Below are 14585 nucleotides of genomic sequence, written 5' to 3' on the forward strand. Positions count from 1 at the left end.
TCGAAATCATGAATATTCCAATTTTTGAACTAGAAAGAGTACAATCATTATTTGAAAACACAGTAGATTATAATTTAACGGAAAGTGGATTTCATCCGTATACATTAAATGAATTATTAGATAAAAATCAAATAGATACACTTACCAATACTGTTTTGGGTTACGGGCAAACAAACGGTTCTATTCCTTTACGAAAAAGAATAAGCGCTATGTATAATGGTGCTCATGAAGAAAGTATATTAGTTACCAATGGTTCTTCAGAAGCTAATTTTATTGCTTGTCATACACTTTTAGAAAAAGGAGATGATGTTGTAATGATGGTTCCAAATTATATGCAGATTTGGGGAATAGCAGAAGAAATGGGTTGTTTTCCAAAAGCATTTCATTTAAGAGAAGACAATGAATGGAAGCCCGATTTAGCTGAGTTAAAATCTTTGGTTACACCGAATACAAAAATGATTGCGCTTTGTAACCCTAATAATCCAACTGGTTATACATTTACCAATGATGAAATGCAAGAAATTGTTGCTATTGCCAAAAGTGTTGATGCTTGGATTTACTGTGACGAAGTATATAGAGGCGCAGAACTGAATGGAAAAACTATTGAAAGCTTTATTGGAATGCATGATAAAGTAATGGTGAATGGCGGATTGTCAAAAGCCTATGCTTTACCAGGATTGCGTTTGGGTTGGTTGGTTGGTCCTGAAAATTTGATTGCTGATACTTGGGCATACCATGATTACACATCTATTACAGCTGGAATTATGAGTCATTATATTGGTGAAATAGCGTTACGACCTGAAAAAAGACAAGAGATTTTAACTCGTAACAGAACAATGCTGAATGAAAATTTAGTTGCTGTAAAAGCATGGTTAGATCAGTATGGAGATTTGTTTGAATATACAGCGCCAAAAGCTGGAGGAATGCTATTTATAAAATATAATTTAGATATCAATTCTACCGAATTAGCAGAATGGTTACGTACTGAAAAAAGTGTATTTATCTTGGCTGGCGATTGCTACGGAATGGACCATCATTTTAGAATTGGAATTGGAGAACGCAAAACATTTATTCTAGAAGGTTTAGAACGTGTAAAACAAGCATTGAAAGAACGTTTTGATTTATAAACGCGTCGATGTTTAAAAATTATTTCTAAAAATCGTAGATTTATACACCTTCTAACTTAGATTACAATAAGTTTTTGGAAAATGTATAATGAAGAATTAGTATGAAAATTGAATACGCAAATTTATTAGATAGAGTAAAAGCTGCCGTTGTAGACAGTATAATTATTATAGCAATGATGTTTGCCGCATCGGAAATTCTTGCTTTATTTGATACTGTTCCCAACTTTGTAAGAATCCTTCTTTTCCTATTTATTTTTGTGCTATACGAACCATTATTTATAAGTATGTATGGAGCAACTATTGGACATTCGAAGATTGGAGTTTCCGTACGAAAAGATTCTGATACAACTAAAAAAATATCTTTTCCTGTAGCTATTATTCGATTTCTAGCAAAGGCATTTCTTGGAACATTTTCTTTATTTACAGTTACTGGAAATGATAAAAGAAAGGCAATTCATGATTTTGTGGCAAATTCTGTTGTAATTAAAGATAGTTAATATGGTAGATTTTAAACTCGATTTTTTAGATCATGTTGCAATTAACGTGAAAGATATGAATGCTTCGGTTGCTTGGTACGAGAAGGTTTTAGGCTTGAAACGGTATCAACTCGAAAAATGGGGAGAGTTTCCAATTTTTATGTTGTCTGGAAAAACAGGAGTTGCGTTGTTTCCAGCAAATACGAATGATCCAAAACTTGATGCAACTTCCAACAATGTGAAAATTGATCATTTTGCGTTTCAGGTTAGTCAGGATGCATTCGCGAAAGCGCAACAACATTATACAGATTTAGGATTAATATTTACAGTTAAAGATCATCATTATTTTCATTCGATTTACACTAAAGATTTAGATGGACATAATGTTGAATTGACGACGTTGGTTGTGGATGAAAAGGAGTTTTATACATAATAGCATAAAATGTGGTTATGAAAATAGGAAAGCGTTTTAATCAACTTAGCAAAAGTGAATATATTCATTATATCGATCATCATAAAAAATATACGGATTTCAATACTTTAGGACTCTATCGATCTATTTGTGAGAATGAAAAATTAGCACTTCCTGACAAAATTGAGATTAGAGATTATGCCAATACTATTTTTGGTAAAACATTCAACTTTTATCAACTTAAAGATCCAAAAACATATTTTGACCTTACTACTTTAGGGAAAGAATTAACTGTTGCCGATGTCCAAAAAGTTTGGGATGATATTAAAGTGAATCAGCAAAAAATCTTAACTGATAAAAAAATTAAGCATCGAAACTTCGGAGAATATTCAAAGCACAATTGTGGTTACGATGATTGTCGCTATAATGGTTTAATGATAAAACAAGGATCTTTTTTAACCGAAAGTGCAATACATTTTGATTCTGACAAGAATAAATATGCTACTAAAGACAAATCGGAACGTATAAAGAAGCAACGAAAAAATCAGAGTCAAATTATTAAAGATGAGTTGAATGATTTGTTGTAACTAACTTCTTTAGCTTTAAATAAAATAATATGTTTTTGTAACAAGATTCTTTTTATACATACGTATATAATAAAGTCATTTACATGAAACTCATCACGTTAAAATCATTTGACAACTTTATTGATGCTCACTTACTAAAATCAAAATTAAAAAGTGAAGACATCAATAGTTTTTTATATGATGAAAACATAGTCACTTTAGACCGAGCTATGAGTATCTCTTTTGGCGGAATCAAACTAAAGGTTAATGAATCTGATTTTGAAAAAGCTACTGAAATTATAACACATATTGAACGTCAACCTTTTACCGATGAAAATCAAAAGAAACTACTTTGTCCAAATTGCGGCTCTCAAAAGTTATATTCTGGATTTAGATCTATGAAAGGAATTAGAGGGATTTTATCAGCAATTGTGTCATTCGGCTTATTAATATTTCCAATTTATTATAAATCTCTTTATAAGTGTAAAGATTGTGATATTGAGTTTACTAACAAAAAATAACTTTTTAAGTTACTTCTTCATAAAATACTTCTTACTTTGAATGAATATGCAGTTTAGCTGATAACAATAGTTAGGAATGAAAGTACGTTTTACAATTAAAATAATAAATCTATGAAGTTCAGTTTTATAATTATTTTAAGCATCATATCGATACATTTTACAAACGCTCAAGTTGAAAATAAGAAGGAAGTTATTTTAAAAAACAATGTAAAATCTTCTTTGGAAAAACATTGCTTTACGAACTCTAGCGGAAGTTGTTCCGTAATTTTTGAAGCGTATGATAAAAGAGGAAATACTACGGAATGGAATATGGGACGAATAGGTACACGATATAAATACCTTTATGATGAAAAAAATAGAAAAATTGCTACACTTTGGATTGATAAAAGTGATTCTACAAAGATTGATACAATTCGTTTCTTCTATGATGATTTTGATGAAATCATTTCTGAAAAGAACCATCCATATGCGTATAACAGTAAAAATAGCACGAATAGATACGATGGCAAAAATCGCCTGACAAAGCGAATCTCTAAGTCCAAAAACCATGATAATGATTCCATTATAACAACGGCAACGTTTACATGGACTACTTTTGACGCAATTGAATCTGAAAATGTTTTTAGTGTAATTCAAGGTAAAGAACAAGATACCTTACATACAAGTTTAAAAACCTATGAATATGACACATACAAGAATTTAACGAAAGAGATTCACTATGGAAATCATGATATTATAAATACAATTTGTTATGATTACGATGCCTCTTTACGGTTAATTCAAAAGAAAGAACATGATTATGACCGAATAGAAAGTGCCAATAAATACAAGTATGGCGGCCGAGATGATATTGATGTATTCTTAACTACGTTTACGTACGATGCTAAAGGAAGAATTAAAGAAAAATACACGTATTTTAGTGATCCATGCATTAGTTTGGATGATCATTTTACCTATAAACACTTTTACAAAAAAAATGGTTTACTGAACAAAGTTGAGGCTTCTAATGCACATCGAAAAATGTTTACGATTACGTATGAATATGCGTTTTATCGATAATCACTTCCCCATAAAATCACGTAATGTATCATAAAACGCTTCTTGCGTTGGTCTATCTTTTGGAACTTCGCGTAATGGTTCAACTTCACGTAGACTTTCATGACAATCGGCTGGTAATTGCTGATACAACTCTGTTCCTTTAGTTTTCCAAGCAATCATTTCATCACTTACTTGCTTGATCACTTTTGCAGGATTTCCAACAACTAAACTACGACTTGGAATCACTGTTTTTGCTTTTACAAAAGCCATTGCGCCAATGATACTTTCATCGCCAATTTCGGCATCATCCATAATTACAGTGTTCATTCCGACAAGGACATTTTTACCGATATTTGCTCCATGAATAATTGCTCCATGACCAATATGAGCACTTTCTTTTAATACAATCGATTTTCCAGGAAACATGTGTACGGTACAGTTTTCTTGCACATTAACGCCATCTTCTAAGATAATTTCTCCCCAATCACCACGAATTGCAGCACCAGGTCCGATATAACAATCTTTTCCAATGATAACATTTCCGGTAACTGCTGCTAATGGATGCACAAAACTACTTTCGTGCACAACTGGTATATATCCTTTGAAACTATAAATCATGTTGATTAGTATTGAGGTTTTAGTAGTAAGTATTGAGAGTCGTCATTCCCGCGTAGGCAGGAATCTTTTTTTGCTCGTAATTTTTAGCAAAGTTACTGTATTTTAATAGTATGAAAAAGATTCGTTTTTGTTAAAACTCAATAAATCACACAATTTTATGTAAGTTCTAGAGTTGAATTTACTACTACCCTACTATAAAATTGAAAAGCTATGAATTACACAACACCATCTTGTATTATACAAAAAGAAGATATTCCTGCATTAAAATTTTCTAAAACAGATATCTTAAAAAGCCCTAAAAAAAGAAACTTAAGATCTTATTATTTAAGCCGAGCAACAAAGTTAGGCAACTTATTAAAAAATAAAGTAACTATTTATTTTAAAGATCATACGAATCAATCAATGCAAGTAAATACAACCATTTGGGCGGTTACTAGTAATTTTGTGGTGTTAAAGCAAGGTATTACCATTCCCAAAGGAAGCATCACTTATATTGACTAATTGTTTTTAGAAATATTTTAGGAATCTAAATCTTCGAGTCTTTTTTGAAACTTCACAAACTCTAAACAAATTATTTAACAAATTTATGCAGATGGACTTTGGTATTGAGTTGTAAAAGGAATTAACCGTATCTTTGCACCAATATGCAAACGAACAAACTTTCAGATTGGTTACCAACAACGAACAAAGAAGTAAAAATTCGAGGTTGGGAAGAATTAGATGTTATTCTATTTAGTGGAGACGCTTATGTGGATCATCCTTCATTTGGACCAGCTGTTATTGGTCGTATTTTGGAAAGTTACGGATTAAAAGTAGCTATTGTTCCACAACCAAGCGTGAACGATGATTTGCAAGATTTTACAAAATTAGGAACACCAAAATTATTTTTTGGAGTTACTGGTGGTTGTATGGATCCTATGGTGAGTAATTATACCGCGAGTAAAAAACGTAGAGATAAAGATGCCTACACTCCAAATGGTGATAAAGGATTTCGACCAGATTATGCCACATCAGTTTATTCAAGTATTTTAAAAGATAAATTTCCAAATGTTCCTGTTTTAATAGGAGGAATTGAAGCTTCTCTGCGTCGTGTAACGCACTACGATTATTGGAGCGATAAACTAATGCCAAGTATTTTAGAAACTTCTAAAGCAGATATGTTGGTGTATGGAATGGGAGAACAACCTTTGCGGGAAGTTGTAAAGCTATTGCAAAAGGGAGTACCTTTTTCAAGTTTACGAACCATAAAGCAAACCGCTTTTTTTGTACATAAAGACGAAACCGTTCCTAAAAATAAAAATTGGGATGATGTAGAAATTGAATCACATGAAGTTTGTTTAAAGGATAAGAAAAAATTTGCTTCTAACTTTAAAGTGATAGAGCAAGAATCTAATAAACTTAAAGCAAGACGAATTTTTCAAGGGGTAAACAATAAAACATTGGTGATTAACCCGCCATATCCAACCATGACAGAGAAGGAAATTGATGCTTCTTTCGATTTACCTTACACACGTTTGCCACATCCAAAATATAATAAGCGTGGACCTATACCTGCGTTTGAAATGATTAAAACTTCTATTAACATACACCGTGGTTGTTTTGGAGGTTGTAGTTTTTGTACGATTTCTGCGCATCAAGGAAAATTTATTGCAAGTCGTAGTGAAGAATCAATATTAAAAGAAGTAGATAAAGTTGCCAACATGCCTGATTTTAAAGGCTATTTATCTGATATTGGTGGACCATCTGCCAATATGTATAAGATGAAAGGAAAGGTACAATCCATTTGCGACAAATGTGTAGCGCCTTCATGTATTTCACCTGTAATCTGTAGTAATTTAGATACGTCTCACAAACCGTTAACCAAATTATATCAGGCAGTAGATAGTCATCCTAAAATAAAAAAATCATTTATTGGAAGTGGTATTCGTCACGATATGCTTGTACCTGAATTCAACAAGAATGCAGACCCAAAAGAATTAGATGATTATACAGAAGAAGTGATGACAAAACATGTTTCTGGACGTTTAAAAGTAGCTCCAGAACATACGTCTGACCCAGTTTTAAAGTTGATGCGTAAACCATCATTTCAATATTTTCATAAGTTTAAAGAGCGTTTTGATAAAATCAACATAAAGAAAAAATTGAAGCTTCAACTGATTCCTTATTTTATTTCAAATCATCCTGCTTGCGAAGTAGAAGATATGGCAAATTTGGCTGCCGAAACTAAAAATATGGGTTTTCAGCTAGAACAAGTACAAGGCTTTACTCCAACACCAATGACGGTTGCTACAGTTATTTATTATAGTGGTTATCATCCATATACTTTAAAACCAACTAAAACTCCTAAATCTAAAAAAGAAAAGGAAGAACAACATCGTTTTTTCTTTTGGTATAAAAAGGAAAATAAAGGTTGGATTAGAAAAACGTTGAATAAACTAGGTAGAAAAGATTTAGTAGAAACGTTAGTGCCTGAACAAGAAAATAATTCTTGGAAAAGCATTAAACCAAAAAATGTAAAAAACACGTTTGATGATGCCATTCCTTCAAAAGACTCACGTCGTAGGAAGAAACATAAACCAAGAAAAAAACGACGTTAAAGTATTAGGTCAGTCTATAATTTAAATATCTAAAACTTGGATAAATAAATAGCATCAAAAATCTTGAATTGTATGACTATTATTTTGAAATTCGATAAAGAAAACTCTTAATGCCAAAGCTCGAAGTTATACATGAAAATAACGATTATCTAGTCGTAAACAAAGCTGCTGGACTTATAAGTGAACAAAGTCCTTATGAAGCTATCACTGTTGAAATTCAAGTTTTTAATCATCTTCTAAAAAGTAAACGGAAACCTTATGTAGGAATTATACATAGATTAGATCGCGTCACAAGTGGCGTTTTAATTCTGGCAAAGAAAAAAAGCATTCTGGTAGCATTTAATGATTTGTTTAGTAGCCGTAAAGTTCAAAAAACGTATTTGGCAATTGTTAAAAACAAACCAGCGAAGAACAAAGGAAACTTAGTAAACTTTCTCGTAAAAAATAACAAAGAAAAAAAAGCAGAGATTGTCCAGTCAAAATCAAAGGACACTCAAAACTGCATGCTTTCCTACGAAGTGATAGGCAAAAATGATGTTGGTTATCTTTTAGAAATAAAACCAAAAACTGGTCGATTTCATCAAATAAGAGCTCAACTAGCAAACATTGGTCTTCCTATTATTGGAGATAAAAAATATGGTTCAAATCAAGAGTACGTACCATTATCAGTTTGTCTTCACGCGTGGAAATTAACCTTTGAAACACCTAACTCTAAAGAACTTAAGACTTTCGAAGCACCTTTACCTAATAACGATTTTTGGGCGTTTAAATCCATTTAGAAATATCAACTATTTTTAATAAGACTATTTGCGTAGATTAGCTTTACTGAAACGGAATTCGATATCCTTTTTGAAGATATTAATAGTGAGAATTGAATAATTAGAAAAGTCTAAATACTCAATTCTCACTACTATAAAAGTTTATGCAAAACGTTTTAATGTTTCTTTTGTGAAATCACTCAAAACTAAACGTCCCGAAATTACTGCGCGTTCTGCTAGTAAGTTGTCCCAATCTTCAGTTCCTGTCCAAAATGCTTTTTTCATTTCTGCCATAGCTTCCGGATTGTATGTACATAGGTGATTTGCAAAAGCCGTTACAGCTTCATCTAATTCTTCATTAGTTTCGTAGACTTTCATGTATAAACCTTTGCTTCTCGCCCATTCTGCATCGTAGAAACTGTTTGCATCAATTGCAATTTGCGACATTCCGCTTAAGCCAAGTTTACGCTCTACGGCTGGTCCAACAACAAAAGGTCCAATTCCGACATTGAGTTCACTTAGTTTGATAGAAGCAAATTTTGACGCCATACAATAATCTACTGCAGAAGCCAATCCAACGCCGCCGCCAACAGTTTTTCCTTGTACACGACCGATGATAAATTTTGGACATTTACGCATCGCGTTGATTACGTTTGCAAATCCTGAAAAGAAGACTCTCCCAGTTTCGGCATCGTTGATATTGATGAGCTCTTTGAAACTTGCACCTGCACAAAATGTTCTGTCTCTTCCACTTTTTAGTACAATAACTTTGATTTCGTCATTCGTTCCTGCATCTGTGATAGTTTGTGCTAGTTTAGCTAGTATATCACCTGGCAACGAATTGTGTGCTGGGTGAAAAAATTCGATGGTTGCTACACCGTTTTGTATGTCTTGTTTTACGTATGGATCTGTCATAATCATAGATATTAGTAGTGAGTAATTAGTATTGAGTCTCGCTACTTGTGTTTTTTGTTGTTCTTTTATTTTTTGTTTTTGGCGTCAATTCGAGTGAGGAATCTATGATTCGTCATATCGGAAACTACTTTGAGTTTCTTAGTAGTTCTCGATACAATTTTTCATCTATCTCGATAACTATGTTAAGCATTATTAAAATATATTTTAATAATGCTCGAAATAACGTTTGTATTTTTCTCACTACTCAATTCTAATGTCTCAATACTCTATTTATTACAAAAGATTGAATTGTTCAAAATGATGATTAAAATGCTTCGTATTCATCAAACTCCACTCAAATTTATCTAAATGTCCGAAGACTGCGTTTTTCGTGGTTGCTTCAGGATTTTCTTTGAAATACAATTCGTATGCATCGTATGCTTCTAATAATTTCGCTTTGGCTTCCGCCAGATTTTCATAACGCGATTCACTAATTAATCCTTCTAATAGTTTTGGCGCGTCAAAGTTTCTTGGCATTTTATCGTGTGTATACAAGCTATCTTGTACTTTTTCAAGATACTTTTCTGGTGTTTCTATTTCGAAATCTTGAATTTCTCCAGAAGCAACTTTCAACGTGTATTCTAAATGTTCTACCATTTGCTGTGGCGACATTGTTCCCCAAACTGGTTTTGTATCTTCTGTAAGTTTCCCTAGATAGTTTTGAATTGTCTTTTTGTTGATTGTTGCAAAAGGTGTTTTCTTCTGAACCATTGTCAAAATAGTTGCAATTGCTACCAATTCATCTTCCTGATCGAAAACTTCAACAAACCATTTTACAATTCCACTTGGCAATTCTTTTCCACGTGAATCTCTGTCAATTCTTTCTTTACACGTCAATCGCACATAAATAGTATCATTATGATAGATTGGACGCAAGAAACGACATTCTTCCAATCCATAATTTGCAGCTACTGGACCTTTGTTTGGATATACAAACAATCCTGCTGCAGCGGCAATAATAAAGTATCCGTGCGCCGTACGTTTTTCAAAAATACTTCCTTCTAACGAAGTAATATCCGTATGTGCATAGAAATGATCCCAAGTCAAATTCGCAAAGTTGATGATATCCGTATCTGTTACTGTACGCTTGTGCGTTTTTAAAGACATTCCTGCTTCGATATCTTCCCAATGATATGCAAATGGATGCTTTTCTGTTTCTTTATATTCGGCATTCGCCTGATAAATTCCTGTAACTTCGGTTAATGTTGTTGGCGAACCTTGAATGGCGCAACGTTGCATATAATGCTTAATACCTCGCATTCCACCCATTTCTTCTCCTCCACCAGCACGTCCTGGGCCACCATGAACCAATAATGGTAATGGCGAACCGTGTCCTGTACTTTGTTTTGCCATATCACGATTTCCAACTAAGATTCTTCCGTGATGTGACGCAGCTCCAACTACATATTCTTTGGCACGTTTATCATCATTTGTAAAGATTGAAGAAACTAGTGAACCTTTCCCCATTTGAGCTAACTCAATAGCTTCATCCATATTTTTATATGGCATAATAGTACTTACTGGCCCAAAAGCTTCTATTTCGTGAACTGCTGTATTTTTGAATGGATTGTTTTCTCTTAGTAAGATTGGGCTTAGGAAAGCTCCTTTTTCACCATCTGCACCAACTGCATCAATGTTGTCTAGACTTCCGTACACCATATCTGCGGTTTGAATCAATTTGGAAACTTGATCTTTTACCGATTGTACTTGCGCTTTGTTAATTAATGCGCCCATTCTAACTTCTTTTAATCTTGGATCACCGATTGTGACTTTATCTAATTGTTTCCCTAAAGCAATTTGCACATCTTCTACTAAGTTTTCTGGAACAATGATTCTTCGAATTGCGGTACATTTTTGACCTGTTTTTACGGTCATTTCTTTTCGAACTTCTTTGATGAATAGATTAAATTCTGGCGTTCCAGGTACTGCATCTTCTCCAAGAACTGAACAGTTCAATGAATCAGCTTCCATTGTAAATGGAACTGCTTCTTGCGTTAATCTTGGATGCGCTTTTAAGATGCGACCTGTATGTGCAGAACCTGTAAAGGTTACGACATCTTGTGATTCAACTGTATCAAGTATAGATCGTGTCATTCCGCTTAGTAATTGTATTGCGCCTTCTGGTAAGATTCCAGAGTCTACAATAACTCTTACAACAGCTTCTGTTAAGTAGGAGGTTTGTGGTGCAGGCAATACAACTGCTGCCATTCCTGCCATCCAGTTTACAGCACATTTTTCTAACATTCCCCAAACTGGGAAGTTGAATGCGTTGATATGAACTGCAACTCCACGTTTTGGCACTAAAATGTGATGTGCCATAAAACGTCCTCCACGAGATAAATCGATTGGATCGCCTTCTACATGATACGGTTGATTTGGAAATAGTTTACGAAGTGATGCATTTGCAAATAAGTTTCCGAATCCACCTTCAATATCTATCCAACTATCTACGCGTGTAGCTCCTGTTTTGTAACTGATATCGTAGAATTGCTCTTTTCTTTTATTTAGATATAAAGCTAATTTTTTGAGCATGTTTCCACGTTCTTGGAAGGTCATTTTTCGAAGTTTTTCGCCTCCTTTAGTTCTTCCATATTGTAATGCTGCTGGAATATCGAGTCCTTCTGTAGTTGCAAATCCGATAGTTTCTCCGGTTACGGCATCAAACATTGGAGAACCATCTCCAGTTCCTTGTGTCCATTGTCCGTTGATATAGCTTTGTAGAATCATGCTTTAATTGTTAATTTTTGTTGTTAGTTGTTGAGTTTTGGTTATGTCGCTTTGCTCTTCTTTTTTGTTTATTCGTTTGTTTGTATTTTGTTAATTTGACTAAATTCTTAAACTTATAAACTACTACACTTTTTTTTGGTTTTCTCAATACTCAATACTAATATCTTAATACTAGTTTCCCGCGTTAGCGCTGGAGCAATTGTTGAAGCTCTTTTGTAAGCTGGATTCCTGCCTGCGCAGGAATGACAGTTTGCAAAAAGCGACTTGCGACATAGCGACCGCCATTTTTCATGGTGGAAACGCCCAAATTATTTCAAACGTTTTCGTTTTTAGAACATTTTGTCAAATTTACTAAATTCTTTACTTAAGAATGTTGATATTTTTGAGCAAACTTGGTTTGAATCGTTCACTGATTGTGATTTTGTCTTGACTTTTGAGTAAGACCAAGTTGTCATTGAGAAATATGTCTTCTATTTTTTCAATATTGATGATGTATTTTCGGTGTGTTTGAATGAATTTTTTTGTTGGTAAAATGGTTTTCATTTTTTTGAGTGCAAGTTGTACCGTAAATTTTCCCTGTTCGCAATAAATGTAGCTGTAATTGCCATCAACTTCGATGTAGTGAATATCTTGAATGTATACTTTTTTTAGATGATTCCCTTTTTTGATGAAGATGGATTTTTGATTGAGCACAGCACTTTTTTCTTCTTCAAGCGCATTTGGTTGTTCGTAATATTTACCAATCACAACTTCCAACATGTAGAGAAATTCTAGTTCATTGAACGGTTTTATGACATAACTAAATGGCTTGGTAAGTTTGGCTTTTTCGAATACTTCTTTGCTTTTGGAAGATGTTAGAAATAGAAATGGAATGTCTTTTTCTAAGTCGTTTACTTTTTCGGCTAAGTCAATTCCGTTTTCATTTTCGCCTAAGAATATATCAATAATGAGCGCATCAATTTTTGTAGTTTCCACCAAATGCAATGCTTTTTGAATTGTACTCGCTAATATAACTTCATATCCATTTTGTGAAAGCGTATTCATGGTGATTTCCGCTTGCGAAATGTCATCTTCTACGACAAGAATTTTTAGATTTAGCATGATTTTAGTTTTAGTGTAAACGTGGTTCCAACTCCTTTTTTACTTTGTATTTCGAGTGTTCCTTGATTTTTATCAATCAACGTTTTTGTTAAGTATAAACCAAGACCTGTACTGTTTTTATTGTGTTGTTGAAATTCGTTTTGTAAGATATTATTTTTGATAGTATCGTCCATGCCAATTCCGGTATCTGCAACTTTTAAGATCGTATGATTTTCATCAAGTGTTTCTGCCGTTACTGTAATTTTTCCGCCTTCGTTGGTGTATTTAAATGCATTGTCTAATAGATTTCGCAGTATGATTTTTAATGATTCTCGATCAACAGTTATTTTTATGTTTTTTGGAATTTTGGTTTCTAAGGTAATTTGTTTTGTTTTTACAAAGAGTTTGTAATCGTCAAGTATTGGACTTGTAAGAATGAACACAGGAACCATTTCCATGTTAAAATGTAATTGTTCCGATTGATCTAATGACCAATTTAATACATTGTCTAACATTAGATATACTTTGTCTGTAATTGATTTGTTACTATTGACTAATTCTTGTGTTTTATCAATGTTTTTACTTTCGATACTTTCACCAAGCTTTGCATTATTTTTTTGAATTGCATTTACGGGCGAGCGCAAATCGTGTGAAACGATGGAAAATAATCGGTTTTTTGTATCGTTTAGTTTTGCTAATTTTTTCTTTTGTTTAACTCTTTGACGATAGAAATATGCGCCAATTCCTAAAAATAAAAGTAGAAATATAGAACTAACGATAAATAGATTTCGTTGCCAGTTTTTACGTTTGAGTTCAGCTTCTTGGTATTTTTTATCTATTTGTAATAATCGTACTTCCTGTTGTTTTTCTTTGACAGCAAATTCTTTTTGTTGCTTTGCTAAACTCCACACTTTATCACGATTCCACAGTGAATCTTTCCATTGTTCGTATTCTTTTCGGTATTGAATACTTTTTGCGAGTTGTTTTTGATTTTCTGTAACAACTGCCATGTTTAGCGCTGCATTTTGTTTGAACTCGAAATCCTTTAGTTTTTTAGACAGCTTATATGCTTTTTCAAATAAAGGAATTGCCTGATCATCTTTGTATTGATTGTAATATACATTCGCCAAATCCATTAATGTAAAGCCCATTCCGAGTGAATCTTTGTCTTTGATTTCTAACTCATAGGTATCTTTCAGGTATTTTTCAGCCAACTCATATTTTTCTACATGCAAGTAGCACAATCCAATATTGTGGTAGATATTTTTGATATTATAATCATTTGGAGCATTTGCATAATAAACTTCCCACTTTTTGTATGATTTTAGTGCTTTTTCAAATTTGTTTTGTTGAATGTAAATTTCACCTAAATTGATATATTTCAGATACGCATAAGGAAACGCTTCTGAAATTTTCAAGAAATGTTGTTCTGCTTCATGCACAACTTCCTTAAGCAGTAATACTTTTGCTTTCATGAACAATGCATAATCTAACAACTCTTTATTAAGTTCTTTTTGATTGATGTAACGGTCGCTATACAACAATGCCGAATCTAGTTTATTTTCAAAGAAAAAGATATGTGCTTTATGGTATGCTTTTGGAGAACCATGATTTTTGCACACAGTTTCTGCCTGTTTTTCAGACTCTATAGAAACCTGTACATGTTGTGCATATACAAGTACAGAACTAAACAACAAAAGGAACGTGATTA

Annotated in this window: 14 protein-coding genes; 9 read left to right on the forward strand and 5 right to left on the reverse strand. The window is 33.1% G+C overall.

What is annotated here, in order from left to right; all coding sequences use genetic code 11:
* Positions 1-8: 8 nt before the first annotated feature.
* The 6 genes from ACUUYC_RS03020 (at position 9) to ACUUYC_RS03045 (ending at position 4161) form a co-directional block, all read left to right on the forward strand.
* Positions 9-1127 (forward strand): aminotransferase class I/II-fold pyridoxal phosphate-dependent enzyme, encoded by a 1119-nt coding sequence (locus ACUUYC_RS03020; RefSeq protein ID WP_474263702.1) that lies wholly within the window; start codon positions 9-11, stop codon positions 1125-1127.
* A gap of 101 nt (positions 1128-1228) precedes the next feature.
* Positions 1229-1624 carry an RDD family protein gene (locus ACUUYC_RS03025; protein WP_474263704.1) on the forward strand — a complete coding sequence of 132 codons (396 nt, stop codon included), beginning with the start codon at positions 1229-1231 and terminating at the stop codon, positions 1622-1624.
* A 1-nt stretch (position 1625) separates the two neighbouring features.
* Positions 1626-2036, forward strand: a complete 411-nt coding sequence (locus ACUUYC_RS03030) for a VOC family protein (protein WP_474263706.1) — start codon at positions 1626-1628, stop codon at positions 2034-2036.
* Between the two features lie 17 nt (positions 2037-2053).
* Positions 2054-2602 carry a hypothetical protein gene (locus ACUUYC_RS03035; protein ID WP_474263708.1) on the forward strand — a complete coding sequence of 183 codons (549 nt, stop codon included), beginning with the start codon at positions 2054-2056 and terminating at the stop codon, positions 2600-2602.
* An 83-nt stretch (positions 2603-2685) separates the two neighbouring features.
* On the forward strand, positions 2686-3102 hold the full coding sequence (locus tag ACUUYC_RS03040) for a putative signal transducing protein (RefSeq protein WP_474263710.1): 417 nt from the start codon (positions 2686-2688) through the stop codon (positions 3100-3102).
* Positions 3103-3213: 111 nt separating this feature from the next.
* Complete coding sequence (locus ACUUYC_RS03045) at positions 3214-4161, forward strand: hypothetical protein (RefSeq protein ID WP_474263712.1); 948 nt, start codon at positions 3214-3216, stop codon at positions 4159-4161.
* On the opposite strand, the gene ACUUYC_RS03050 is transcribed toward ACUUYC_RS03045, so the two are convergent.
* Positions 4162-4758, reverse strand: coding sequence for an acyltransferase (locus ACUUYC_RS03050; RefSeq protein WP_474263714.1), 597 nt, complete (start codon positions 4756-4758; stop codon positions 4162-4164).
* A 210-nt stretch (positions 4759-4968) separates the two neighbouring features.
* On the opposite strand from ACUUYC_RS03050, the gene ACUUYC_RS03055 reads away from it, so the two are divergent.
* The 3 genes from ACUUYC_RS03055 to ACUUYC_RS03065 all read left to right on the forward strand — a co-directional run bounded on the left by ACUUYC_RS03055 (position 4969) and on the right by ACUUYC_RS03065 (position 8134).
* On the forward strand, positions 4969-5259 hold the full coding sequence (locus ACUUYC_RS03055; RefSeq protein ID WP_474263716.1) for a hypothetical protein: 291 nt from the start codon (positions 4969-4971) through the stop codon (positions 5257-5259).
* Positions 5260-5402: 143 nt separating this feature from the next.
* Positions 5403-7355, forward strand: coding sequence for a YgiQ family radical SAM protein (locus ACUUYC_RS03060; RefSeq protein WP_474263718.1), 1953 nt, complete (start codon positions 5403-5405; stop codon positions 7353-7355).
* Between the two features lie 110 nt (positions 7356-7465).
* Positions 7466-8134 carry an RluA family pseudouridine synthase gene (locus ACUUYC_RS03065; RefSeq protein ID WP_474263720.1) on the forward strand — a complete coding sequence of 223 codons (669 nt, stop codon included), beginning with the start codon at positions 7466-7468 and terminating at the stop codon, positions 8132-8134.
* 141 nt (positions 8135-8275) lie between these two features.
* On the opposite strand, the gene ACUUYC_RS03070 is transcribed toward ACUUYC_RS03065, so the two are convergent.
* The 4 genes from ACUUYC_RS03070 to ACUUYC_RS03085 form a co-directional block, all read right to left on the reverse strand.
* Positions 8276-9028 carry an enoyl-CoA hydratase/isomerase family protein gene (locus tag ACUUYC_RS03070; protein ID WP_474263722.1) on the reverse strand — a complete coding sequence of 251 codons (753 nt, stop codon included), beginning with the start codon at positions 9026-9028 and terminating at the stop codon, positions 8276-8278.
* 273 nt (positions 9029-9301) lie between these two features.
* Positions 9302-11794: a phenylacetic acid degradation bifunctional protein PaaZ gene (gene paaZ, locus ACUUYC_RS03075; protein WP_474263724.1), complete on the reverse strand. Its 2493-nt coding sequence runs from the start codon at positions 11792-11794 to the stop codon at positions 9302-9304.
* 360 nt (positions 11795-12154) lie between these two features.
* Positions 12155-12895, reverse strand: coding sequence for a LytR/AlgR family response regulator transcription factor (locus ACUUYC_RS03080; RefSeq protein WP_474263726.1), 741 nt, complete (start codon positions 12893-12895; stop codon positions 12155-12157).
* On the reverse strand, positions 12889-14568 hold the full coding sequence (locus ACUUYC_RS03085) for a tetratricopeptide repeat-containing sensor histidine kinase (RefSeq protein ID WP_474263728.1): 1680 nt from the start codon (positions 14566-14568) through the stop codon (positions 12889-12891). The genes ACUUYC_RS03080 and ACUUYC_RS03085 overlap by 7 nt, the downstream gene beginning before the upstream one ends.
* Between the last annotated feature and the right edge of the window lie 17 nt (positions 14569-14585).

The organism is Kordia sp. E, from assembly GCF_056033805.1.